Below are 23,258 nucleotides of genomic sequence, written 5' to 3'. Positions count from 1 at the left end.
ATCACTCCTCCATGAAGTGCCTGATCAGATGCTGTGAAACCGCGTCCGGCCGTTCGACGTTGGCCAGGTGGGCCGCACCGGCCAGGACGACCAGCCGGGAGCCGGCGATGCCGGAGACGATCCGCTCCGCGTGCTCGGGGGGTGTGGCGGGGTCGTCGGCGCCGGCCAGCACGAGCGTGGGGGCCTTGATCCGGGGGAGGTCGGGGCGGAGGTCCATGGCCCCGATCGCCCCGCAGCAGGCGGCGTAGCCCTCGTCGGAGATGCCGGAGAGCATCGCGACGTACGGCTCCCGCCCGCCGAATCCGGGGGTGAACCACCGGCCGACGGCCGCTTCGGTGATCGACGCGGTGCCTCCCGCGCGGACCGCGCTCGCCCGTTCGGACCAGGAGTCGGGGGTGCCCAGCTTGGCCGAGGTGCACAGCAGGGCGAGCCGGTCGATCCGCTCGGGCGCGTGCGCGGCCAGCCACATGCCGACCATGCCGCCGAGCGAGAGCCCGGCGAAGGAGACCACGGGCAGCTTCAGCCGGTCCAGGAGTTCCAGCACGTCACCGCCCAGGTCGGCGATCGAGCACTCCCCGGTCACGGGCGACCGTCCGTGCCCGCGGTGGTCGAACCGGATGACCCGGAAGTGCTCGGTCAGCGCGGTCATCTGCGGGTCCCACATTCCCAGCGTGGTGCCCAGCGAACCGGAGAGCATGATCGGCTGTGCCTCTGCGGGACCAGCAATTTCGTAATACAGCATGTTTGCCTGCCGAATAGAAGTTTTTTATTGGACAAACCTTAGTCGATCGGTTCATTTCATCATATAAGGAGCGGTCGATATTGCCGAAAATCAGCACATCTCCAATGGGTAACGCCTAGCATTCGGGCACGGAACTGGAAGGGAGATCATGACCGGGCAGAATTCTGCGACCACGTCTAATTACGTATTTGATAATAATGGTGACCATTCGGTCGATCAGCACCGCTATCTGGCCGAACTCCTGGATCCACTGACGTTGGAGCGCCTTGGGCAGACCGGAGTCACCGCGGGCTGGAACTGCTTGGAGGTCGGGGCGGGGGGAGGCAGCGTGGCCCTGTGGCTGGCCGGGCGGGTGGCGCCGACCGGCCGCGTGCTCGCCACCGACATCAAGCCCGGCCTCATCCCCCGCAGACCCGGGCTCACGGTCATCCGGCACGACATCGTCGACGATCCGCTGCCGCAGGGCGCGTTCGACCTGGTTCACGCCCGGTTGGTGCTGAGTCATCTGCCGGGGCGCCAGCAGGTGCTGGAGCGCCTGCGTGCCGCGCTGCGGCCGGGTGGGTGGCTCCAGATCGACGAGATCGACATCACGCACTGGGTCGCGCCGTCGATCTCCGACCCGCGCGCGAGAGAGTTGTACGGCTCGTACGTCACCGCCATGGCCCAGGTTCTGGGGGCCGCGGGCAGCGATCCCACCTGGGGCGGATCCGCCGCGCGGGCCATGGGCGAGGCGGGGCTGGTGGACGTCGACGCGGTGCTCTGGACCGAGACGTGGGGACCCGGCTCTCCCGGGCTCGGCCTTCTGATCAGCAACAGCCTTCACCTGGAGGACCGCTTCCTGGAGGCGGGGATGACCCGAAGCGAGCTCCGGGACGTTCGCGAGATCATGGCGGATCCGGAGTTCAGGGCACCCTCCTTCGCCGTCCACTCGATTCTCGCCCGCAGACCGTCGTGAGCTGAGGGTGGGGGGCGCCTGAACGGGTCGCCTCCGGCTCGCGTCGCGTGCCGCCGACGTGCTCGCGTGAACGGATCGTCTCCGGCTCGTTCACGTGCTCGCGTCGTGTGCCGCCGAGGTGCTCGCGCCGCACGCCCGTGGCCAGGCCCGCGACGGTGGGAAACCGTCGTGGCAGACCGCTGGAAGGTCCCGTCGCCGATGCTTTTCCGAGGGGTTTCACGGTGTTCACGATCCGTCGATGTCACGTTGGGTTCAAAGATCCGATAGTGTTCCATTCATCGACGCGGGGTGGAGCAGCTCGGTAGCTCGGCGGGCTCATAATCCGCAGGTCGCAGGTTCAAATCCTGTCCCCGCTACGAAACGAAAGTGCTCGCCCTCCTCCGGGAGGGCGAGCACTTTCTTTTTTCCGGACTCTTTGGGCGGGCCGCCAGGGCGGCTGCCGGTTCTGAGGCGGTTGCCGGCTCTCTCATTCGGAGGGGACGGCGACCCTCGCCGCGCGGCCACACTTCCAGTTGTTCCATGAAGAGGAAGAGTCGCTGAAGGCCTACCAGCGCCACCACGTGCCGACTACCTGCGGCCGGCCCCTCGTCTCCAACCGGCTAGTCTTCGACCTGACTCGTTTCCGATCGGAGAACTGAGCGTGGCTTTCGCGGAGGCCGGCATTGTGGCGGTAGTCCGGCGGGCTACGGGTAGAGCCCGGAGCATGATGGTCACGAGTTTCACCGGGCGGGTCGTGACGGCCTGGGCGAAGGCTCGCCGTCGCCATGGCTGGCTGGATCATCTGGTGCGCGCCGTTGTGCGCTACGACGAGGTGGATGCCGGGCGCCTGTCGGCCGCGCTCACCTATTACTCGTTCTTCGCGGTGTTCGCGCTCGGGCTCCTCGGTTTTGCGATCATCGGGCAGGTCCTGGACGACCCGGAAGTGCTGCACACGGTGCAGGGCTATCTCGCGGAGAACCTCCCCCGGCTGGACGTGCAGGCACTGCAGGATGCCAGGGGCACGGCCGGAGTGATCGCTTTCATCGGTCTTCCGCTCACCGGACTGTTCTGGATGGACGCCCTGCGCTCGGCGATCAGGGCGATCTGGCGGATCGAGGAGTATCCGGGCAGGTTCGTCGTCCGGCAGATCATCGACCTGGGGGTGATGGCCGGGCTCGGGCTGTTGCTGTCCGCCTCGCTCGCGGTGGCCTTCGCGGCCGAGACGCTACTGAACTGGCTGCTGCTGCACACGGTGGGCGTCGAAGACCCGCCGTCGCAGTGGCTGCTCTCCGCGGTCGCCTTCGTCCTCGGTCTCGGAGTGAACACCCTGCTGGCGATCGCCCTGCTCTGCGCACCGCCACGCCTGCGGCTGCCGCTACGCCGGGTGCTCGGGCCCGCGCTGTTCATCACCGCCGGGCTCGAGGTCCTCAAGACCCTCGGCCAGTTCTACCTCGAAATGACCACGGCCAACCCCGCCTACCAGGTTGTCGCCGGTGCCGTCGGGATGCTGGTCTTCCTCAAGCTCCTGAACCAGCTCATCCTGTTCGCCGCGACGCTCACCGCCACCAGCACCAGCGGCCAGATCACCGATCTGGCCAGCCGCACATCATCCGAGAGCACCTCGGAATCCGAGAGCGCCTCGGAGCCCCCGGCGTCGTCGGAGCCGGAGCCGGAGCCGGAGCCGGAGTCGCCGTCACCGTCCTCGCCCGCGGCGGCGGTCACCGCGGTGCCCCCGTCGCCTCTGCCCGCGCCGGCGACCTCCCTGGAACCTTCACTGACGCCCGCGCCGGCGACCTCCGCGGAGCCTTCGCCGAAGTCTGCACCGGCGGTCACCCCGCCGGGCAACGGCTGACCTGATATCCGGTGGCGTCCTGCGGCCTTCCTCTGTTTTCACGAGGATGGACCACTGGTTTTCGCCGGGACGGCTCTCCGGTTTTCACCGGGGCACGGACCACTGGTTTCTGCCCATGGGACGGACCGCGGACGCCGAATGATCAGGAGCTTGCTGGCTTTTGAGGTGCTTGGTGGCGTTGTTGGAGCTCGGCGTTCAGGCGCAGGGCTTCGTCGAGCTGATCTTCCAGAACGATGATGCGGCAGGCCGCTTCGAGGGGGGTTCCCTGGTCGACGAGCTGGCGGGCACGGGCGGCCAGGCGTAGCTGGTAGCGCGAGTAGCGGCGGTGGCCGCCGGCCGAGCGCAGCGGCACGATCAGGTTGGCGGTGCCCAGGCTGCGCAGGAAGGCGGCGGTCACGCCAAGGATCTCTGCGGCCCGGCCCATGGTGTAGGCAGGGTAATCGTCATCGTCGAACTTGTCGGACAATGCTGCGTTGACTACTTCCATCGAACCTTCCATAACGCACGTCAGGGCCCCGGTGCCTGTATGCACCGGGGCCCGAAGAGTTCAACACCACTTACCGGCGCACGCGCCGATTTTCGTTTTCCGCACCAGCCGCACTATGGCGGGGGTGCGAGGATCGCATGTATGTGACCGGAGACCACCTTCCATCCTGTGGGACTGCGGCACCCGCACGGTCGGCATCAACCGTGACAGGCGATCCAAATGGCGCCCAACTCTCCCTTCTTCCTTACTTAAGTCTTGGGTTGTCCATCGATTGCTGCGCCCTGTCGGATCGATCCACCTAAACGATCCGCGAGGGTACGTCACCGGCTGGGACCCGTTCGCTTGCTCGGCCCCGGCACGCCTGACGGTCCTGCCTGTCACCGGCTGGGACCCGTTCACCTGCTTGGCCCCCGCACGCCTGACAGTCGTACTTGTCATCGGCTGGGACCCGTTCACTTGCTCGGCCCCGGCACGCCTGACAACCTTGCCCGTCACCGGCTGAGACCCGTTCGCCTGCTCGGCCTCGGCACGCCTGACGGTCCTGCCTGTCACCGGCTGGGACCCGTTCTTTTTCTTGGCCCCGGCACGCCTGACAACCTTGCCCGTCACCGGCTGGGACCCGTTCACCTGCTCGGCCCCCGCACGCCTGACGGTCACGCTCATCACCGGCTGGGACCCGTTCTTTTGCTCGGCCCCGGCACGCTTGACGGTCTTGCCTGTCATCGGCTGGGACCCGTTCACCTGCTTGGCCCCGGCACGCCTGACAGTCTTTCCTGTCCAGTTTCGTCGTCTGTCGGCGAGGATTTGTTTCCCTTCCGACGTCACAAACACTAGTTGGGCCATCGCCGGATGTCTACTGTCGCCGCAGCAGATTTTCGTCAGATCTGGCGAGAGGCTTCACCTCTCGCCGGGCGCCTGCCGGCATCGGAATCCCTGTCAGGGGCAACTCGCCGATCTCATCCGCTGGTGGCGCCGCACGCACCCATGTCGCATGATCGTCTACAGGGGGCGGGGACGCTCCGACCTTCTGATGTACAAACTCTGATATTTCCACCATTTACGGACGCTGTGATCTGTGTCACCCTCCTGACAAAGATCTAGAAGGAAATTCTAGATTCTGGCTACAGGAGGGATGGGGAATGGTCGACACGCCCACTACCGAACGCCTGAAGCTTGGAGCACCTCGCGGCGGGATGGTTGACATCAAGTCCCGCGCACCTTATGGGTGGGCTCCGCTGGCCGTGCTCTTACTTGTCGGGCTGGTCGATCGCATCGAATTCGGCCTGCTGTCCGGCGTGTTGCCGAAGGTCCAGGCCGAGTGGGGCTTCAGCGACACCGTCGCGGGCTCCATCCCGACCGCCTCGGCCCTTGCCGCCGCGCTCTTCTCGCTTCCCGCCGGCTACTTCGCCGACCGCCACAACCGCACCCGGATCATCGCCGTCGTCGTCGTCTGCTGGGCACTGGCCACGCTCGGTTCCGGCCTGGCCACCGGTTTCGCGTTCTTCTACGTGATGCGTGTCTTCCTCTCCGCGGCCGAAAGCGTCGACAACCCGGCCGCCGGCAGCCTGCTCGCCGACTACTACCCCCCGGCCAGCCGGCCCCAGGCCTACGGCTGGACCCGTGTCACCACCTATCTGGGTGGCATCGGCACGATTCTCGGCGGCGTCCTCGCGGAGGCGTTCGGCTGGCGTTCCGCCTTCCTGTTCATGGTCGTGCCCGGTCTGCTCACCGCCCTCGTCGTCTGGCGGCTCCACGAGCCCGTCCGGGGTCAACTCGACCGGATGATCGCGGATGCCACCACCGAACCCGCAACCACAGCAACCACAGCCGCGCCCAAGCCCAAGCAGTCGTTCGGCCGCCAGCTCCGCGAGATCCTGGCGATCCGCACCCTGATCATGGTCATGATCGGCCTGGTGCTGCTCACTTTGGGCCTGGCCGGTGTCTTCTACTGGCTGCCCTCGTTGATGGTGCGCAACTTCGGCATCGGCACCGGCGCGGCCGGTTCCCTGAGCGGCCTGGTCACCATTGCCGGCGTGATCGGCGGCACCCTCATCGGATCGCGGGTGGGCCGGATCTGGCATGAGACCCGCAAGGGCGGCAGGCTCCTGGCCGGGGGCGGAGGCATCACCCTCGGCTCGGTCGTCCTGGCCGTTGCGCTCACGGTGGATTCCATCCCGCTGTTCTGTCTGGTGATGCTGGTTTCCAGCGTGCTGATGTCGATGGCCATCCCCAACCTGATGGCCTCGCTCGCCGACGTCCTGATCGCGTCCACGCGAGGTCTCGGCTTCGCCGTACTCCAGGTGAGCTTGGCGGCGGGTGCGGCGTTCGGGCCGCTGATCGTCGGCGTCGCCTCCGACAGGACCGGTTCGCTCGTCTCGGCCATGTACGCCCTCATCGTGCCCATGGTGCTCGGAGGTTTGATCACGCTGACCGCACGTGGCTCCTTCGAGCGCGACGCGCGGCGGGCGCTGGAGGCGGCTCGTCACTGACATCCGTGACACCCCCGAAGGACGGCGCTCCCCGCATGCCGTACGCGAAACGCGGCGTGGCGCGGGTGAACCGATGGTTGATCTTGAAATATCCGCCGTCCTTCGCGGCCTCACACCCGCCGCATGCCGGCGAACGGCGATGAATCAGCGGAAAATTGTCCTTAATGTCTGGACTATCCACTTATCTCATCGCGTGATGCCACTCGCCCGCTTCTTGAAAATTTGCAGGGTAGTAGTGCGGCTCAGTACTACGAACATTGATACTTAATCTTCGCATTAGTAGCTTGATGCTCGTTCTATCCCATGGGCATAGTGTGTCGAATCACACGCGCACCCGTCGCGGCGTGCGACCGCGGGGGATGACCGCTGCCTGCGGCTGTCGACTATGCGCAGGAACCCGCGGAATTGGACAAGATGCATGAGTTCCCCCCCGCCGATCCGCTCGAAGATTCTTCGAATTCTCCTGGTCCCGCTGGTCTCGCTGATCGGCCTATGGGGATTCGTCGCCTATTCCACCGTCGCTCCTATCGTGGGCATCGCCCAGACCCAGGACCGGTGGCAGGAGGTCGGAGATCCGGCCCGACAGCTGATCATCGAATTCCAGCGGGAACGCCAGCTCTCCGCGCAGGTCGCCGGCCGGACCGCGGCCGACAAGTCGCTGGAGGCCCAGCGGGTCATCACCGATCGCGCGGCGGCGCGCCTGCGCGAACTGGTCGGTTCCATCAACCTCCAGGCCCAGGCCGGCAGCACCCCCGCCGACGTGCAACTCCTGCTGAAGGCACTGGACGGGCTCGGTGAGCTGCGTGCCTCCGCCGACAGCGGGAAGGCCTCCCCGCTCCAGGTGACCGAGACCTACAACGCGCTCATCAGTGCCTCCAATCGGCAGTTCGGCAACTCGTCGGCGCTCACCGACGTGTCGTTCTACCGCGTGCTGCACGGACTCACCGCCTACGCCACCTCCGCCGAGTTTCTGTACCGGGAGCACGCGGTGCTCACCGCCGCGCTGGCGCGCGGCGAGATGACCAGCGCCGAGCGCACCGCCTTCGTCGCGGCGATGACCAGCCGCAGGATCTACATGACCAACGCAGAGCGGGACATCGGCCCCGACCTGCTGGCGCACTACCGGGAACTCGTCGGGAGCACGGTTTACCAGCGGTTCCAGGCGGCCGAGGACAGGATCTTCGCCTGGGACGTCACCGGAGCGATTCCGGTGGACGCCACCCTGTGGAAGCAGGACGCCGGGAGCGTCCTCGGCACCCTCGACCGGGACGGCCAGCGAGACCTGCTCCGCGCCATGGCGAAGGGGGACGACCTCAAATCCGCGGCGTTCTGGCAGATCGTGCTGGTTCTGGGGCTGGGCCTGCTCATCGTGGTCGTGTCGATCCTGGTCTCCGTCCGGTTCGGACGCTCCATGATCAGGGAGCTGCTGCGGCTCCAGTCCGCGGCCGTGGAACTGGCCGAGGAGCGGCTGCCGCGGCTGGTCGAGCGCCTTCGCAAGGGCGACGACGTGGACGCCGTGGCCGAGACCCCCGAACTGGAGGTCTCGGAGACCGCCGAAGTGGACCGGGTCATGCGCGCGCTCTCGACCGTACGGCGCACCGCCGTGGAGGCCGCGGTCGGCCAGGCCACGCTCCGCAAGGGCGTCGGCCAGGTCTTCCTCAACCTCGCCTGGCGTAACCAGGCCCTGCTCCACCGCCAGCTCACGCTGCTGGACGCGATGGAACGCCGGGCCGAGGAGCCGGAGATGCTGGAGGACCTGTTCAAGCTCGACCACCTGACCACCCGCATGCGGCGGCACGCGGAGAACCTGATCATCCTGTCCGACGCGGCCCCCGGCCGGCGCTGGCGTGATCCGGTGCCGCTCTTCGACCTGGTGCGCAGCTCCGTGCTGGAGGTGGAGGACTACACCCGCGTCACGGTGCTCGCCATGCCGCATGCCCCGCTGCTCGTGGGCAGCGCGGCCACCGACGTGATCCACCTGATCGCCGAGCTGGTGGAGAACGCCACCGTCTTCTCCCCGCCGAACACCGTGGTGCACGTCCGGGGCATGACGGCGGCCAACGGCTTCGCGGTGGAGGTCGAGGATCGGGGCCTGGGCCTGAGCCAGTCCGTCATCGACGAGATCAACGTCCAGCTCTCCGAGCCGCCGGAGTTCGATCTGGCCGACACCGACCGGCTGGGCCTGTTCGTGGTGGCCCGGCTCGCGGCCCGGCACGGGATCAAGGTCGTGCTACGGCCCTCGCCCTACGACGGCGTCACGGCGATCGTGCTCCTGCCGTCCAACCTGCTCGCCGTACCCGAGTCCCCGCTCATCGGCACCCGGATCAGCGGGGCCGAGCAGCCCACCCTGAGCGGTCAGGCGACCGGCGCGGCTCGCTCCGGCCGGGCCGTCCGAGCGCTGGGCGCGGCACCGGAGCCGTGGTCCCGGCCGGCATCCGTCCCGCGGGCACAGCCCGTGGCCCACGGCGGGGACTCCCTGCCAAGCCGGTTCCCGGCCCAGCAGCAGAGCGAGTACATCCCGCCGAAGTCCTCTCCCCAGCATCAGGCCTTCTCCGCCTCGGACGCCGACGACGACCTCGACGGACTTCCGATGCGGGTACGGCAGGCCAGCATCGTTCCCCAGCTACGCGAGCCGTGCCCGCCGGAACAGCGTGATGTTTCCACCCGATCTCCTGAAGAGATCTTCGACCGCATGTCGTCCATGCAACAGGGCTGGCAGCAGGGCCGTAGCCGTGCCGAGCAGGGCCTGGACACATGGACAGGAAAGGAGGGCCACTCCGATGGCCGACCCCAGATCTGAACTGAGCTGGCTGCTGGACGATCTGACCCAGCGCGTACCCGGTGTCCGGCACGCCATCGTGCTGTCCGCCGATGGTCTGGCCATGGGCGGTTCCCGCGAGCTGACCAGGGAGGATGCCGAGCACCTTTCGGCCATCTCGGCGGGCAGTCACAGCCTCGCCCTGGGCGCGGGACGGCACTTCGGCCTCGGCGCCGTTCGGCAGACCATCATCGAGATGGAGGACGGCTTCCTTTTTGTGACCGCGGCGGGGCAGGGGGCCCGGCTGGCCGTACTCGCGGCCGGCGACGCTGAGCTGGGCATGGTCACCTACGAGATGGCACTGATGGTCAAGCGCGTTGGCGAGCACCTGTCCGTGCAACCGAGGGGAGCGGCTCCGGCACCGGCGTGGAACGGTTCCAGGTCGTGACGGGAGAGGATCCTGGGCCACTGGTCAGACTTTTCGGGCTGACCGGTGGCCGCGCGCGCCCGCTGGGCGAGACCTTCGACCTGGTGGCCATCGTCACGACCGCCGACATGTCCTTCGAGTCGGCGGTCCTGGTCCCGGAGCATCTCGCCGTGCTGTCGGTGTGCCGCAAGCCCACCCCGGTGGCGGACGTCGCGGCGCACCTGAAGCTACCGCTCAACGTCACCCGCGTGATTCTCGGCGACCTGCGGCGTGAGGGCCTTGTGACCATCGACCGGCCGCAGTCGGCGGCGCAGACAATCGACGAACGCATCTACAAGGAAGTGCTGCATGGAATACGGGGGCTCTGAGCCCGGAGTGACCGCGGTCACTCCGGCGATGGCCATAAAGATCCTTGTCGCCGGCGGCTTCGGAGTCGGCAAAACGACCATGGTCGGTACCATCAGCGAGATCCGGCCGCTGCACACCGAGGAACTGCTGAGCGAACGAAGCATCGGGGTGGACGACACCTCGGGCGTGGAGTCCAAGATCACGACGACCGTCGCGCTGGACTTCGGCCGCATCACCATCCGCGAAGGACTGTGGCTCTACCTGTTCGGAACCCCCGGCCAGGACCGGTTCTGGTTCATGTGGGACGAGCTGGCCGTCGGCGCGCTCGGCGCCGTCGTGGTCGCCGACACCCGCCGCCTTCAGGACTGCTTCCCGGCCGTGGACTACTTCGAGCAGCGCGGGCTTCCGTTCGTGGTCGCGGTCAACTGCTTCGACGGGGCGAAGCGCCACGACCCGGTCAAGGTACGGAAGGCGCTGGGGCTGGACGGGGTGGCGCCGATCGTGCTCTGCGACGTGCGCGAGCGCGAGTCGGTCAAGGAGGTGCTAACCATGCTGGTCACGTACGCGGTGGGGGGAGCCTTCAAGGACCCCCACCACGTCTGAGGGGAGCGCCCTCCGAGGGACGGGAGCGGCTCTTGCGCTCCCCGAGCAGCCGGGCGGTCTCCTCGGACACCTCCGTGGCGAGGATCGCCGACACGACGTCGATCAGGTGGCTGGTGAAGAGCCTGTCGTCCTTGCCATCGGGCCCGGCGGCCCGGCGGGCCAGCTCGACGTAGGTCACCCGGATGGCCGTGAAGCGCTGGTGCAGCTCGCGTACGGCGACCTCTTCGAGCATCGGGGCGACAAGCTCGCGCCACCTGTTGATGCTCTGGCCGGGGTCCGCCTGCCTGCTCTGGAGGGAGGGCAGGCCCGTACGGTGGACGAGCTGCTCCATGATCCGCAGGTAGGCCCGGCCGCCGTCGGGGTCGGCCAGCTTCACGGCCATCGGCCGTACGAGCGCCGCCGCCAGCGTGCGGCGGGCCTCGGTCTCCGGCAGGCCACCCCGGGATTCGTACTCGTCGAGCAACTGGTGGCGGCGCATCTCGATCTCGGGGTGGTGCTTGGCGAGCACCGCGTTCAGCAGCCCCGTGCGATCCCCGAAGTGGTACTGCAGCGCCGTCGAGTTGCGCTGGCCGGCGGCGGTGTTGATCTCCCTCAGTGACACTCCGTCGATCCCGCGTTCGGCGAACAGGCGCTCGGCCGCGGCCACCAGTTGCCTGGACGTGGCTCCGGGATTGGGGGGCATGCGCGCTCCTGGCTTACTGGTGGATGGGCCACTCGATAGGGTAATAATGCATGTGACTGAAATCATCAAGCAGTCGCATCAGAGGTGGCCGCTACACCGCACAGGATAGAAGGCTTGTACGTGACGATCCCCGGGCAGGACGGTGTCGATCGCGAGCTCGTCGACCTTGGGCGACTGGCTCCGTGGATGGACGAGCAGGGCCTGCCGGCGGGTGACTTCGAGCGGGTCGAGGTGCTGGCGGGCGGCACCCAGAACATCCTCGTGCGCCTCGAACGCGGCGGCCGCTCCTACGTGCTGCGCCGGCCGCCGAGACATCTGCGCAAGGCCAGCAACGAGGTGCTGCGCCGCGAAGCGCGCGTCCTCAGCGCGCTGGCCGGCTCGGACGTCCCCCACCCCGGACTCATCGCCGCCTGTCCGGACGAGGACGTGCTCGGGGTCGTCTTCTACCTGATGGAGCCGGTCGACGGCTTCAACCCGTCGCAGGGTCTGCCGGACGCGTACGCGACGGACGAGGCCTGGCTGCGGGCGGTCGCCTTCGACGTCATCGACGGCATCGCCGCACTCGGCGCCGTCGATCACAAGGCGGCCGGGCTCGGTGACTTCGGCCGGCCCGAGGGCTTCCTCGAGCGCCAGGTCGGCCGGTGGATGCACGAGCTCGGCACGTACGGCGAGCTCAAGGGCTACGGCGGGCCGCGGATCCCGGAGCTCGACCGCGTCGCCAGGTGGCTTGACGACAACCGGCCCGTCACGTGGACACCGGGCATCATGCACGGCGACTACCACCTGGCCAACGTGCTGTTCGAGCGTGACCGGCCGCGTCTCGCCGCGATCGTCGACTGGGAGATGTCCACCATCGGCGATCCGCTCGTCGATCTCGGATGGACCGTCGCCATGTGGCCCGGCGAGGGCGCGCCCATCGGCCCCGCCGCCGCGCTCAACGATGTGCGGGGCTTTCCCACGCCCGCCGAGCTGATCGCGCGCTACGCCGAGCGGTCCACCCGCGACATGTCAGCGATCGACTGGTACACGGTCTTTGCCTGTTTCAAGTGCGGGATCATCCTGGAGGGCACCTATGCGCGGGCCTGCGCGGGCAAGGCGGACAAGGGCGTCGGCGACGTTCTGCACGCGATCACCCTGGCCCTGTTCGCCAAGGCCGACACCTACCTGTAGCTCCTCGCGAACCGCCGCCGACTCGCCGAGGCCGACACCTACCTGTAGCCCCCCGCGAACCGTCGCTAACTCGCCGAGATCGACACGTGCCGGTCGGCCCCCGCGAACCGCCGTCGGCCCGCCAGGGCGTACGCCCATCCGTAGATCGCCCGCCGTCAACCAGTCGGGGTGGACACCTGCCCGTAGGCCGGCCGTGGTCGGCTCGCGGAGGCGGACACCCACCCGTAGATCCCTGTAGACCGTCAGCAAGGGGAACCCCATGGCCATCGACTTCACCCTCGCACCCGAGCACGAGGAGATCCGCCGACGCGTGCGGGCCTTCGTCCAGGAGACCATCATCCCGGCCGTCAAGGGCTTCGACGACGAGGGGACCGTCACCTCGCGCGACGAATACCTCCGCGTCATCTTCGAGCTGCGAGGGAAGGCGCAGGCCGAGGGGCTGTGGCTGCCGCACATGCCCAAGGAGTGGGGCGGCATGGGCCTGGGCCACGTCGAGCTCGCCATGGTGCAGTCGGAGGCGGCCAAGACCCGGCTGGGACCGTGGGTCCTCAACTGCTCCGCGCCCGACGAGGGCAACATGCACACGCTGCTGCACTGGGCGACGGACGAGCAGAAGGAGAAATACCTCAAGCCGCTGCTCAAGGGCGTCAAGATGTCCTGCTTCGCGATGACCGAACCCGAGGTGGCCGGCTCGGACCCCACTCTCATCCGGACGAACGCCGTCAAGGACGGCGATGAGTGGGTCATCAACGGTCACAAGTGGTTCATCTCCAACGCCCGCCGTGCGAGCTTCGCCATCCTCATCGCGAAGACCGAGCTCGACGTGCCCGAGGGCTCGCGTGGCGGCAACACCGCGTTCCTCATCGACCTCCCGCAGGAGGGGTGGAACGACGTCCGCGAGGTCGAGACGATGCACGGCTCGACGGGGCACAGCGAGATCGTCATCACCGACCTGCGGGTGCACGACAGCCAGGTCCTCGGCGGGCGCGGCAACGGTCACCAGCTCGGCCAGTACCGGCTGGGCCCGGCCCGCCTGGCGCACTGCATGCGCTGGATCTCGCAGGCCGAGACGGCGCTCGACATGATGGTCGACCGCGCCCTCAACCGCTACAGCCACGGATCGCTGCTGGCCGAGAAGCAGGGCGTCCAGTGGCTCATCGCCGATTCGGCCATGGAGCTCTACCAGTGCAAGCTCATGGTCCTGCACGCCGCCTCGAAGATCGACAAGGGCGAGGACTTCCGTACCGAGGTCTCGATGTCCAAGCACTTCGTGGCCAACAGCCTCAACCGGATCATCGACCGGGCGATCCAGGTGCACGGCGCGCTGGGGTACTCGACCGACACCCCGCTGGCCAATATGTTCCAGCACGCCCGCTGGGCGCGTTTCGCCGACGGAGCCGATGAGATCCACCAAATGCGCATCGCCGAGCGTACGATCGCCGCTTACAGGAGCACGGGTTCGACCAACGCCGCCACCGGAGGACTGCCACTGTGAGCGCAGAGGGAACGGGTAACGAGTTCGCCGGGAACAGCGGCGGTCTGCTCAGCGGCCTGGCGACGGGGAGCCCGCAGACGAAGGACACGGCGGCGGGGTTCAACACGGTCCGCAGCGACCGGCTTGAGGGCAAGGTCGCGCTCATCACCGGCGGAGGCAACGGCATCGGCGCCGGGGTGGCCCGGCGGCTGGCCGCGGGCGGGGCCCGGATCGTCCTCGCGGACATCGACGACGACGCGGGCCAGAGCCTCGCCGACGAGCTCGGCGCGACGTACGTGCACTGCGACGTCACCCGGCTCGAGGACAGCGAGGCCGCGGTGGCCACCGCCGTCGAGCGGTACGGCCGGCTCGACCTCGCGTTCCTCAACGCCGGCATCGCCTCGGGCTGCGGGCTGCGCGAGGACTTCGACATCAAGCGCTACCGCCTGGCGATGGGCGTCAACCTCGACGGCGTCGTGTTCGGCGCGCACGCCGCGATCCCCGCGTTGCTGGCGGGTGGCGGCGGCACCATCGTGGCGACGGCGAGCATGGCGGGGATCGTCGGCATCCCCGGCGATCCCATCTACGCCGCCAACAAGCACGCCGTCGTCGGGCTCGTCCGCTCGCTCGGCCAGGATCTCGAACCTCTCGGCGTCAAGGTGCAGGGTCTCTGTCCCTCGTTCGCCGACACGGCGATCCTGGGGGAGAGCAAGGCGGTGCTGGAGCAGATCGGGTTCCCGATCCTCGACGTCCCGGCCGTCGTCGACACGTTCGTCCAGCTGCTCGACAGCGACGGCACGGGTGAGTGCTGGTTCGTGATCCCGGGACGCGAGAGCCAGCCCTTCACCTTCCGCCGCGCCCCCGGACCGCGCGTCTGAGCCGCGTGCCGTACGGAAGGGTCCTCATGGCTCTCGGGTGACGGCTTTCTTTACCGCTGTGGCAGCCGTCACCCGCCGACCTCCGCGTCGCCCTGACCGCCGGGACCGATGCGCGTGATCCACCGGGGTCACTTCAGCAGGCTGACCCCACGCGAGATGACGACCACCGAGAGCACGAGGGCCGATATCGACTCCGTGGCCATGAGCAGCTTCGCCCGGGCGGACAGCGGCATGGTGTCGGTGGGACTGAACGCGGAGGAATTGGTCACCGACACGTAGAAATAGTCGATGAACCCGGGTGTCCAGCCCGACTTGGCCGACGAGCGGGCGGCCACCTCGTCGATGGCGTCGTGGTCCTCGTCCTGGGGAAAGCGGAAGTCGGCCATCGGCAGGCCCTTGTCCCGAGCCTGGGTGCGCTGTACGGGGCCGCCGCGGTCGAGCTCCCAGAAGGCCAGCCCGAAGATGATGATGTTGGTCAGCCACACCTGGCCGGCGGCGAGCAGCAGCTGCCGGCCTTCGCTGGCATGTCCGGTGACCAGCTCGATGATGACGAGGACCAGCGCGGCGCTGTTGGTCACCGCGATGATGAGAACGAGGGCTATGGACAGCTGCCTCAGCAGCCGGTTCTCCCGGAGCATGCGGCGTGGATTGACCGCCACGAGAAACACGAGCAGCACCAGCTCCAGCACGGGCACGACGAACCGCGGCCCGACGATGAGCTGGCTGGGCAGTGCCGCGTACAGCGCGATGGCGACCAGCACCGCACACGCGGCGGGGAGCCGGAGCTCGCCGGGGTGCCCCTGCTGCGCGGATCGCGGCCTCATGTTCACGGTTTCCCCTTCCCTCGCGCATCACCGGGCACCTGGCACGACCTGACCCGCGACGCCGAGCTCATCGTCCCTGACCCCGAGCTCGCCCGTGCGAGTGCCCCGGCCGTGAGCTCGCATGCCCTGCCTGGCCACGAGTTCGCTCGCACGACCTGCCGAGCCGTGAGTCCGCTCGCATGCCGCCTGGCCGTGAGCTCGCGCGACCGCTCGGTTGTGAGCTCGCCTGGCCGACTTTCCGGGTCGCGAGTCCACATATCCGGCCGTCCCGGTGACAGACAGTCAGCGTATGTCCTTTTCCGGTGCCACCGCCTGCCGCGGTCCGGATCGGAGGCCGCTGCCCGCTCCCGACCATGGTCAAGATTCTTTCGACGTAAGCAGCCGAAAGAAAGGTGGTCGGTCCCCGCCGGGAGCCATACGGTCGCCCCACCGACACCGAAAGGGGCACCTGATGCACGTGAACACCAAAGGCCGTCGCGCGACGGCGGTCACCGCGGTCATGGCCGCGGGGACGCTCGCGCTGGGAGGCTGCGGCGCAGACAGGTCCAGCGGACCCGCCGGTTCAGGTGACTCACGTTCGGGGACCTCGGACACCACGTCTGCAAAGGTCAACGCCAATCCGAGCATCACCGCCGTGATCAGGGGGCTGGAGGACCCGTTCCTCCAGCTGATGAAACAGGGCGTCGACGACCAGGCTCGGACGGCCGGGGTGCCCGTCACGGTCCAGGCGGCCGAGTCCGCCGGCGCCAAGGGCCGGGCGGCCAAGTCCAAGGCTCTGGCCGAGCGGACCTCGTCCTGTTTTGTGGTCAATCCGGCCTCTGGTACCGAGTTGATCCAGGACCTTGCCAAGATCTCCGAGTCGGGCAGGACCATCGTCAACATCGACAGCCCGGTCGACGTCGTGATGGCCGGGGCCGCAAAGATCAAACTGGCCACCTACATCGGCACCGACAACGCCGAGGCGGGCAGGACGGCCGGCCAGCGGATGGCCGAGCTGCTGCCCTCCGGCGGTGACGTCGCGGTCATCGCCGGTGACGCCGGCGATGTCACCAGCGACGCCAGGATCGAGGGATTCCGGCAGGGGATCGGTACCGGGCTCAAGGTCGTCCAGACCGTCGGCGCGAAGTGGAAACGGCAGACGGCGCTCACCGCCGCGGCCGATGCCATGCGAGCACACCCGAACCTGGTGGGCTTCTTCGTCGTCAACGACGACATGGGACTGGGTGTGGCACGGGCCGTCGCCAACGCCGGCAAGACGGGCCGGGTGAAGGTCATCAGCGTCGACGGCTCCAAGGACGCGCTCAAGGCGGTCAAGGAAGGCTCTCTGGACGGCACCGTCGCCCAGTATCCGTACGTGATGGGCCTGATGGGTGTCGAGGCGTGCCAGGCCGACGCGAAGGGCAAGATGCTGCCGTTCGAGGTGAGGGCCCCGATCCGGATGGTCACCAAGGAGAACGCCGACAAGGCGCTGGCCTCGATGCCCAAGCCGTTCGACGCCTACGAGGATCCGTTCAGGGACCTCGCGAAGTGACGGCCGTTCGGCGCGGCCGGACGCCGTAATGTGGTGTCCGTGCTGCGCCGAATCGCCCAGAAGCTTCGATGATGACCCTTCAGGACCTGGCGACTCGGGCCCGCTCCCTCGTGCGAGACGGGCACCGGGCCCTGCTCGGCATCGCCGGCGGCCCGGGGGCGGGGAAGACCACGCTCGCCGAGAGCCTCGTCCGTCTGCTGCGGCAGACCCCACCGGACGGCCGGTCGCCGGAGTGGGCGGCACACGTGCCGATGGACGGCTTCCACCTCGCCGACACCGAACTCGACCGGCTCGGACGGCGCGACCGCAAGGGGGCCCCGGACACCTTCGACGCCGCCGGTTACGCGGCCCTGCTCCGTCGCCTGCGCGAGGACGAGGACGATGTGATCTACGCGCCCGCGTTCGAACGCGACCTTGAGCAGCCGATCGCCGGGAGCATCCCGATCTCGCGGGACACCCGGCTCATCGTCACCGAGGGAAACTACCTGCTGCTCGACCAGGGCGACTGGGCACGTGTACGGCCTCAGCTCGACGAGGTCTGGTACTGCGACCTCGGTCCCGACGAGCGCGTGCGCCGCCTCGTCTCCCGTCACGAGCAGTTCGGCAAGGACCACGACGCGGCCGTGTCCTGGGTGATGAGGATCGACCAGCCGAACGCGGACCTCATCGCCGGAACCCGCCCGCACGCCGACCTCGTGATCCCCGAACCGGTCCTGCTGTCGATCGGAGACCCGAAGACGGCCGGCTGACGCCGGAGGCGCGGACCTCATCGCGGGACCCGGCTGCTTCACCCTGAACCAGCCTTTATGCGGTCATACCGCCTCGAACCGGCCGCGAGCTTCGTCCGGACGGTAGTGATCCGACCGAACCGGTCCCTGCGGCGGGCTTTACGCGACCGTCCCGACTCGAGCCGACCGCGGGCTCCGTCCGGCCGGTAGCGATCCGGGCTGGATTCTGTCATGCGCCTCAGGCGGCCGACAGCGATCTGTGCGGGGTCTGGCAGCGGAGCGGGCCACGATGCGTGGCGTTATCGCTTATGAGGAGGAAACGCCATGAACCTTGCCTTTGAGGCCGAGGGACTGGTCAAACGATTCGGGAAGACCACCGCGCTCGCGGGGATCGACCTGGCAGCAAGACAGGGCACCGTGCTCGGGGTGCTCGGGCCGAACGGCGCGGGCAAGACGACCGCGGTCCGGATTCTCGCCACACTGCTCCGTCCCGACGCGGGACGTGCTGCGGTGCGCGGCGTGGACGTCGTGAAGGACGCCGGCAGGGTTCGCCGCATGATCGGGCTCACCGGGCAGTACGCCTCGGTCGACGAGGACCTCACCGGCATGGAGAACCTCGTTCTCATCGGGATGCTGCTCGACCTGCGCCGGGCGGACGCGAAAGCCCGCGCCGCGGAGCTGCTCAAGGAGTTCGAACTCGCAGAGGCCGGTTCGAGGCCCGCCAAGACCTACTCCGGAGGCATGCGCCGCCGCCTCGACCTGGCCGCCGGTCTTGTCGGCCGCCCCGACGTCATCTATCTCGACGAGCCGACGACCGGACTCGACCCGGCCAAACGGGACGACGTGTGGAACATCATCCGTTCGCTCGTCGCCGACGGCGTCACCGTGCTGCTCACCACGCAGTATCTGGAGGAGGCCGACGCGCTCGCCGACGACATCTCGGTCATCGACCACGGAAAAGTGATCGCGCACGGCAGCCCGGCCGAGCTCAAGCAGGTCGTGGGCGGTCAGACGATCCTGATACGGCCCACCGACCCGGCCCGGCTCGCCGACGCCACCGCGATCCTCGCCGCGGTCTCGGGACGCGAACCGGAGTCTCCCGCTCGAGGCGTGATCGCCGCCCCGGTCGACGACGACACCGCGTTCACCAAGGTGGTCGGGCGGCTGGATCGCGAGGGGATCGGCGTCACGGAACTCTCGCTCCGCCTGCCCAGTCTGGACGAGGTCTTCTTCACCCTCACCGGCCGTCACAACGTTGAGGAGACCTCGGCATGACGCTCACCGTGACCCGTCCTACGACGACCGTGCCCGAGAGCCCGCGGCCCTTCGGGTTCGTCAGGCACAGCCTCGCCCTTGCCAGGCGGAGCCTGATCAAGACCCTCCGCACCCCGGAGCAACTCCTCGACGTGACGCTGCAGCCGGTCATCTTCGTGGTGGTGTACGTCTTCCTGCTCGGCGGTGCGATCTCCGGCTCCACCCACGACTACCTGCAGCTCCTGCTTCCGGCGATCATGGTGCAGACGGTGCTGTTCGGGGGGATGGCCACCGGGGTCAACCTCAACACCGACATCGGCAAGGGCGTGTTCGACAGGTTCCGCAGCCTGCCGATCGCCAGGTCCGCGCCCCTGGTCGGCTCGGTGCTCGGCGACCTGATCCGCTATGTCGTGGCGATCGTCTCCCTGCTCGGCTTCGGCTACGCGATCGGCTTCCGGATCCAGACCGACCCGCTGTCGGCACTGGCCGCCTGCCTGCTCACGATCCTCTTCGCGTTCAGCACGAGCTGGGTGTTCGTGTTCGTCGGCATGCTCATGCGGCAACCGGGCGGCGTGCAGGGGGTGGCGTTCCTGGTGCTGTTCCCGCTGACCTTCGGCACCAGCATGGTGGCGCCGAAGGAGAGCATGCCCGGCTGGCTGCAGGCCTGGGTGAACGTCAACCCGGTCTCCCACGTGATGGACGCGGCCCGCGGCCTGATGCTGGGCGGTCCGGTGGCGGGCCCGGTGGGGTGGACGCTGCTGTGGTCGGCCGCGTTCATCGCGGTGTTCGCACCGCTCGCGGTCCGCGCCTACCGCATCCGCCTCTGACCACTCACCCGGTCACGTGTCCCGCCATCCACCCGTTCACGTGGCCGCCCACCTGATCACTCGCCGGGTCGCGTGCCCCGGTCACGTGCCCGGCCCTCCACCCGATCGCCCGCCGGGTCGCCTGTCCGGGCGGGCGTCGATCGTACGCAGGCGAGCGCGCCGGCCCGGTCCAGATCCCGGCCGCCGGTGTAGGCCGCCTCGTACGAGGCGTCGCCGAGCTCGCCGCGTAGCCGTTCGACCAGCCGTACGATGTCCGGGTTGAATCGGTCGGACGCTCCCCGGAGCTGCTCGGTGGCGCCGAGCGTCTTCGCGGCCTGGGCCGCATCGCCGCGGCACGCCCGCAGCATCGCCGCGGTGACCCCGACCCGGGCCAGCACCGGCATGTCCTTCACCTCCAGCGCCAGGCCGATCGCCTCGTCGATCCGCCGCTCCGCCGTCTCCAGATCGCCCAGGTCCGCCGCCAGATTCGCCTCGGAGGACAGGATCAGGGCGCGGAACTGCGGGGCGATGACGGGGGCGTTCGCGAGGGCGGTCGTCGCCATGCCGTACTGCCTCGCCGCCTCGTCCAGATCGCCCTCGTGGCGGGCCAGGTCCCCGAGACCGAGCCGGGCGAACGACACCTCCCGTGCGGGCCACCCCTGCGCGTCCGACTCCGCGATCTCCTGCATCTCCGCGCGGGCCCTGTCCACATCGCCCTTGTTCACCCGTACGGTGGCGAGCCAGATTCGCTGGTGGCCCGCGTTGTCGTCGGGGTTCAGCTCCTGGATGAGCCGGATCGCCTCCTCCAGGGCGCTGATGGCTCCGTCGAAGTCGCCGAACAGCACGTGCCCGTTCGACAGCGAGGTCAGCGCGTGGGCGAGTCCCCAGCGATCCCCGACCTCGCGGAAGCCGTCGGCCGCGTCGGCCGCGTCGCGGCGCATGCCCGCCATGTCACCGTCGTTCTCCCGGAGGAAGCCCCGCAGCATCCGGAGCGCCGCCCGGATCCACGGATTCGGATGGGACAGCCGCCGCTCGATGATGGCCGTACCCCGGGTGGTGTCATCGGTAAGGAGCGTGAGGAAAGGGTCGATCAGGACGACGAGGGGGTGGCTTTCGTCGGAAACCTCGTCGGGGGCGAGGCCCTGCAACACGTCGACGGTGTTCGCCAGCTTCTCGTAGCCGCCGACGGTGAAGGTGTTTATCAGGCACATGCCCGCCACGATCGTCCGTGCCGGCTCCGGTGACTCCCCGGGAACATCCAGGGCCAGCCGCTGCCATCCCGCGGCCTCCGCCTCCTTCCCCCGGATTCCCCAGAACTGGGTCAGCGCGGCGGCCAGCCGTACCGCCGTCGCGGCATCGCCCGTGTCGGCGGCGAAGCGGAGCGCCGCGAGCAGGTTGTCCCCGTCGGCCTCAAGCCTGCGCATCCAGATCAGCTGCTCGGAACCCCGCAGGTACGGCTCGGCGGTCTCGGCCAGCTCCAGGAAGTAGGCGGCGTGGGCGGCCCTGACGTCGGCGATCCGCCCACTCTCCGCCAGGCGTTCCAGCCCGAACTCCCTGATCGTCTCCAGCATGCGGTAGCGCGGACCCTCGACGAGCTGGATCAGCGACTTGTCCACCAGCGCGGCGAGCAGATCCATGCTTCCGCCCAGCCGTTCGGCGGCCTCCGGCGTGGCGCCCGCGGGGAAGACCGCCAGCTGCTCCGTGAGGCGGCGTTCGGCGTCGTCGAGGAGATCCCAGCTCCAGTCGACCACGGCGCGCAGCGTCCGATGCCGGGGCAGCGCCGTACGGCTGCCGCCGGTGAGCAGCCGGAACCGGTCGTCGAGGCGCGCCGCGACCTGCTCGATGGTCAGGGATCGCAGCCTGGCGGTGGCCAGCTCGATCGCCAGGGGCAACCCGTCCAGCCGCCGGCAGATCTCCACCACCTCGTCGGTGAGGACGAAGTCAGGCCGTACGGCTGCCGCCCGGTCGATGAAGAGCCGCACCGCCGGGCTCAGCTCCGGCGCGGCGCCGGGCTGCGGCAGTTCGAGCGGGGGAACCGGGCACAGCGCCTCGCCGAGGATCCCGAGCGGCTCGCGGCTCGTGGCCAGCACCCGCAGCCGGGGGCAGCGCCCCAGCAACTCGTCGGCCAGGCGGGCGACGGCGTCTATCAGGTGCTCGCAGTTGTCCAGCACCAGTGTGGCGTCACCGGCCGAGAGCACCTCGACGATCCGGCTCATGGTGTCGCGCGGTGCGCCGGGCATCTCGAGAATGCCCGGATGGCCCAGCGTGCCGAGCACGGCCTGCGGGACGTCGGCGGGGTCGGTCACCGGTGCCAGCTCCACCAGCCAGGCTCCGCCGGGGAGGTCGGCGCCGACGGTCGTCGCGAGCCGGGTCTTGCCCGCGCCCCCCGGCCCGACCAGTGTGACCAGGCGGCCCTCCTTCAGCTGCTCGCCGATCCGCCTGATCTCACGGTCCCGTCCGACGAAGCTGGTCAGCGGCGCCCTCAGGTTCCCCCGCGACCGGTGCGCGGCGTGCGGCCCTACGGCCTGTGGCGCCCGATCGGCGCGGAGCACCTCCAGGTGGATCTTCCGCAGCTCCGGTCCGGGATCGGCGCCCAGCTCGTCCGCGAGCCTGCGCCGGAAGTCCTCGTAGGCGACCAGCGCCTCGGCCTGCCCTCCCGCGGCGTACAGCGCCCTCACCAGCAGCCCGTGCAACCGCTCTCGCAGCGGATGAAGGACCGCGAGCACCGACAGCTCGGCCACCAGGTGGGCGGGGCGGCCGGACGCCAGCTCCGCCTCGGCGCGATCCTCCGCCGCGGCCAGTCGCGCCTCGTCCAGCCCGGCGGCGTACGCGGTCGCGAAGGGAACCTCCGCGGCGTCGGCCAGGGCCGGGCCCCGCCACAGCCCGAGTGCCTCGCCCAGCAGACGCGAGGCACTCGCCGGATCCCCGCCGGTCAGCGCGCGCCGCCCCTCCCGCGCCAGCCGTTCGAACCGGTGGGCGTCGACGGCGTCCGGCGGCAGATCGAGCCGATAGCCCCCGGGAACGGAGCTCAGCACCGACGCGTCCGGCAGGGCCCGGCGCAGCCGGGACACCAGCGACTGCATCGCGTTCGCGCGGTCGGCGGGCTTGTCCTCCGGCCACAGGGCGTCCGACAGCTCCTCGACGGTGACGACCCGTCCCACGCCCAGTGCGAGCCGGATCAGCAGCACCCGGAGCCGCGCGCCCCCGACCTCGACGGCCTCACCGTCGGCCGTCACCTTCAGCGCTCCCAGGATGCCCACGTACATACCAG

At 69.0% G+C, this 23,258-nt stretch carries 19 protein-coding genes and 1 tRNA gene; 15 read left to right on the top strand and 5 right to left on the bottom strand.

Features of this window, described 5'->3' with window-relative positions; genetic code table 11:
• Nucleotide 1: 1 nt before the first annotated feature.
• Nucleotides 2-742 carry a 3-oxoadipate enol-lactonase gene (gene pcaD, locus DKM19_RS45460; RefSeq protein ID WP_110704823.1) on the bottom strand — a complete coding sequence of 247 codons (741 nt, stop codon included), beginning with the start codon at nucleotides 740-742 and terminating at the stop codon, nucleotides 2-4.
• A 256-nt stretch (nucleotides 743-998) separates the two neighbouring features.
• Here pcaD and DKM19_RS45455 point away from each other — a divergent pair, with 256 nt between their 5' ends.
• The 3 genes from DKM19_RS45455 (at nucleotide 999) to DKM19_RS45445 (ending at nucleotide 3,528) form a co-directional block, all read left to right on the top strand.
• Entirely contained in the window at nucleotides 999-1,697 is a 699-nt protein-coding gene (locus tag DKM19_RS45455; protein WP_239513946.1) for a class I SAM-dependent methyltransferase, read from the top strand.
• 282 nt (nucleotides 1,698-1,979) lie between these two features.
• Nucleotides 1,980-2,053: transfer RNA gene (locus DKM19_RS45450), tRNA-Met, on the top strand.
• Between the two features lie 347 nt (nucleotides 2,054-2,400).
• Nucleotides 2,401-3,528, top strand: coding sequence for a YihY/virulence factor BrkB family protein (locus tag DKM19_RS45445; RefSeq protein ID WP_110704821.1), 1,128 nt, complete (start codon nucleotides 2,401-2,403; stop codon nucleotides 3,526-3,528).
• Between the two features lie 142 nt (nucleotides 3,529-3,670).
• Here DKM19_RS45445 and DKM19_RS45440 read toward each other — a convergent pair whose 3' ends face one another.
• Complete coding sequence (locus DKM19_RS45440; protein ID WP_089210090.1) at nucleotides 3,671-4,015, bottom strand: MerR family transcriptional regulator; 345 nt, start codon at nucleotides 4,013-4,015, stop codon at nucleotides 3,671-3,673.
• 1,241 nt (nucleotides 4,016-5,256) lie between these two features.
• Here DKM19_RS45440 and DKM19_RS45435 point away from each other — a divergent pair.
• The 5 genes from DKM19_RS45435 to DKM19_RS45415 all read left to right on the top strand — a co-directional run bounded on the left by DKM19_RS45435 (nucleotide 5,257) and on the right by DKM19_RS45415 (nucleotide 10,640).
• Nucleotides 5,257-6,504: an MFS transporter gene (locus DKM19_RS45435; RefSeq protein WP_239513945.1), complete on the top strand. Its 1,248-nt coding sequence runs from the start codon at nucleotides 5,257-5,259 to the stop codon at nucleotides 6,502-6,504.
• Between the two features lie 418 nt (nucleotides 6,505-6,922).
• Nucleotides 6,923-9,304: an ATP-binding protein gene (locus DKM19_RS45430; RefSeq protein WP_162642259.1), complete on the top strand. Its 2,382-nt coding sequence runs from the start codon at nucleotides 6,923-6,925 to the stop codon at nucleotides 9,302-9,304.
• Nucleotides 9,285-9,710, top strand: a complete 426-nt coding sequence (locus DKM19_RS45425; protein WP_089210093.1) for a roadblock/LC7 domain-containing protein — start codon at nucleotides 9,285-9,287, stop codon at nucleotides 9,708-9,710. The genes DKM19_RS45430 and DKM19_RS45425 overlap by 20 nt, the downstream gene beginning before the upstream one ends.
• Nucleotides 9,707-10,057, top strand: a complete 351-nt coding sequence (locus DKM19_RS45420) for a DUF742 domain-containing protein (protein WP_110706446.1) — start codon at nucleotides 9,707-9,709, stop codon at nucleotides 10,055-10,057. Before DKM19_RS45425 ends, DKM19_RS45420 begins: the two co-directional genes overlap by 4 nt.
• Nucleotides 10,038-10,640, top strand: a complete 603-nt coding sequence (locus tag DKM19_RS45415) for an ATP/GTP-binding protein (RefSeq protein ID WP_110704818.1) — start codon at nucleotides 10,038-10,040, stop codon at nucleotides 10,638-10,640. The genes DKM19_RS45420 and DKM19_RS45415 overlap by 20 nt, the downstream gene beginning before the upstream one ends.
• Here DKM19_RS45415 and DKM19_RS45410 read toward each other — a convergent pair.
• Complete coding sequence (locus tag DKM19_RS45410) at nucleotides 10,618-11,322, bottom strand: TetR/AcrR family transcriptional regulator (RefSeq protein ID WP_110704817.1); 705 nt, start codon at nucleotides 11,320-11,322, stop codon at nucleotides 10,618-10,620. The genes DKM19_RS45415 and DKM19_RS45410 overlap by 23 nt on opposite strands.
• A gap of 120 nt (nucleotides 11,323-11,442) precedes the next feature.
• On the opposite strand from DKM19_RS45410, the gene DKM19_RS45405 reads away from it, so the two are divergent.
• The 3 genes from DKM19_RS45405 (at nucleotide 11,443) to DKM19_RS45395 (ending at nucleotide 14,844) form a co-directional block, all read left to right on the top strand.
• Nucleotides 11,443-12,492 (top strand): phosphotransferase family protein, encoded by a 1,050-nt coding sequence (locus tag DKM19_RS45405; RefSeq protein ID WP_239514541.1) that lies wholly within the window; start codon nucleotides 11,443-11,445, stop codon nucleotides 12,490-12,492.
• A 259-nt stretch (nucleotides 12,493-12,751) separates the two neighbouring features.
• The gene (locus DKM19_RS45400) at nucleotides 12,752-13,987 is read left to right on the top strand and encodes an acyl-CoA dehydrogenase family protein (protein ID WP_089210097.1); all 1,236 of its coding nucleotides are present in this window, start codon (nucleotides 12,752-12,754) and stop codon (nucleotides 13,985-13,987) included.
• Nucleotides 13,984-14,844, top strand: a complete 861-nt coding sequence (locus DKM19_RS45395) for an SDR family oxidoreductase (protein WP_239513944.1) — start codon at nucleotides 13,984-13,986, stop codon at nucleotides 14,842-14,844. Before DKM19_RS45400 ends, DKM19_RS45395 begins: the two co-directional genes overlap by 4 nt.
• Before the next feature lie 128 nt (nucleotides 14,845-14,972).
• On the opposite strand, the gene DKM19_RS45390 is transcribed toward DKM19_RS45395, so the two are convergent.
• Nucleotides 14,973-15,668 carry a hypothetical protein gene (locus tag DKM19_RS45390; protein ID WP_110704816.1) on the bottom strand — a complete coding sequence of 232 codons (696 nt, stop codon included), beginning with the start codon at nucleotides 15,666-15,668 and terminating at the stop codon, nucleotides 14,973-14,975.
• Nucleotides 15,669-16,119: 451 nt separating this feature from the next.
• Between DKM19_RS45390 and DKM19_RS45385 the strand changes: the two genes are divergently transcribed.
• The 4 genes from DKM19_RS45385 (at nucleotide 16,120) to DKM19_RS45370 (ending at nucleotide 20,008) form a co-directional block, all read left to right on the top strand.
• Nucleotides 16,120-17,199 carry a substrate-binding domain-containing protein gene (locus tag DKM19_RS45385; protein WP_204358526.1) on the top strand — a complete coding sequence of 360 codons (1,080 nt, stop codon included), beginning with the start codon at nucleotides 16,120-16,122 and terminating at the stop codon, nucleotides 17,197-17,199.
• Nucleotides 17,200-17,267: 68 nt separating this feature from the next.
• The gene (locus tag DKM19_RS45380; protein WP_204358525.1) at nucleotides 17,268-17,948 is read left to right on the top strand and encodes a nucleoside/nucleotide kinase family protein; all 681 of its coding nucleotides are present in this window, start codon (nucleotides 17,268-17,270) and stop codon (nucleotides 17,946-17,948) included.
• Nucleotides 17,949-18,251: 303 nt separating this feature from the next.
• Nucleotides 18,252-19,202: an ATP-binding cassette domain-containing protein gene (locus tag DKM19_RS45375; RefSeq protein ID WP_110704815.1), complete on the top strand. Its 951-nt coding sequence runs from the start codon at nucleotides 18,252-18,254 to the stop codon at nucleotides 19,200-19,202.
• On the top strand, nucleotides 19,199-20,008 hold the full coding sequence (locus DKM19_RS45370) for an ABC transporter permease (RefSeq protein ID WP_110704814.1): 810 nt from the start codon (nucleotides 19,199-19,201) through the stop codon (nucleotides 20,006-20,008). The genes DKM19_RS45375 and DKM19_RS45370 overlap by 4 nt, the downstream gene beginning before the upstream one ends.
• Nucleotides 20,009-20,064: 56 nt before the next feature.
• Here the strand turns inward: DKM19_RS45370 and DKM19_RS45365 are convergent, their stop codons facing one another.
• Nucleotides 20,065-23,253, bottom strand: a complete 3,189-nt coding sequence (locus tag DKM19_RS45365) for a BTAD domain-containing putative transcriptional regulator (RefSeq protein WP_110704813.1) — start codon at nucleotides 23,251-23,253, stop codon at nucleotides 20,065-20,067.
• Nucleotides 23,254-23,258: the final 5 nt, after the last annotated feature.

The sequence above is a fragment of the Streptosporangium sp. 'caverna' genome, assembly GCF_003203775.1.
In the GTDB taxonomy this organism is placed as follows: domain Bacteria; phylum Actinomycetota; class Actinomycetes; order Streptosporangiales; family Streptosporangiaceae; genus Streptosporangium; species Streptosporangium subroseum.
The sequence above is the reverse complement of the archived record's forward strand: the minus strand, read 5'-3'. Positions and strand labels throughout refer to the sequence as shown.

Bases quoted from the DNA above. Each gene is read 5' to 3' on its own strand.
- DKM19_RS45375 (WP_110704815.1), top strand. From the start codon at position 18,252: ATGAACCTTGCCTTTGAGGCCGAGGGACTGGTCAAACGATTCGGGAAG.
- DKM19_RS45385 (WP_204358526.1), top strand. From the start codon at position 16,120: ATGCACGTGAACACCAAAGGCCGTCGCGCGACGGCGGTCACCGCGGTC.
- DKM19_RS45415 (WP_110704818.1), top strand. From the start codon at position 10,038: ATGGAATACGGGGGCTCTGAGCCCGGAGTGACCGCGGTCACTCCGGCG.
- DKM19_RS45425 (WP_089210093.1), top strand. From the start codon at position 9,285: ATGGCCGACCCCAGATCTGAACTGAGCTGGCTGCTGGACGATCTGACC.
- DKM19_RS45445 (WP_110704821.1), top strand. From the start codon at position 2,401: ATGATGGTCACGAGTTTCACCGGGCGGGTCGTGACGGCCTGGGCGAAG.
- DKM19_RS45365 (WP_110704813.1), bottom strand. From the start codon at position 23,253: ATGTACGTGGGCATCCTGGGAGCGCTGAAGGTGACGGCCGACGGTGAG.
- DKM19_RS45440 (WP_089210090.1), bottom strand. From the start codon at position 4,015: ATGGAAGTAGTCAACGCAGCATTGTCCGACAAGTTCGACGATGACGAT.
- DKM19_RS45380 (WP_204358525.1), top strand. From the start codon at position 17,268: ATGATGACCCTTCAGGACCTGGCGACTCGGGCCCGCTCCCTCGTGCGA.
- DKM19_RS45410 (WP_110704817.1), bottom strand. From the start codon at position 11,322: ATGCCCCCCAATCCCGGAGCCACGTCCAGGCAACTGGTGGCCGCGGCC.
- DKM19_RS45390 (WP_110704816.1), bottom strand. From the start codon at position 15,668: ATGAGGCCGCGATCCGCGCAGCAGGGGCACCCCGGCGAGCTCCGGCTC.
- DKM19_RS45430 (WP_162642259.1), top strand. From the start codon at position 6,923: ATGAGTTCCCCCCCGCCGATCCGCTCGAAGATTCTTCGAATTCTCCTG.
- pcaD (WP_110704823.1), bottom strand. From the start codon at position 742: ATGCTGTATTACGAAATTGCTGGTCCCGCAGAGGCACAGCCGATCATG.
- DKM19_RS45370 (WP_110704814.1), top strand. From the start codon at position 19,199: ATGACGCTCACCGTGACCCGTCCTACGACGACCGTGCCCGAGAGCCCG.
- DKM19_RS45400 (WP_089210097.1), top strand. From the start codon at position 12,752: ATGGCCATCGACTTCACCCTCGCACCCGAGCACGAGGAGATCCGCCGA.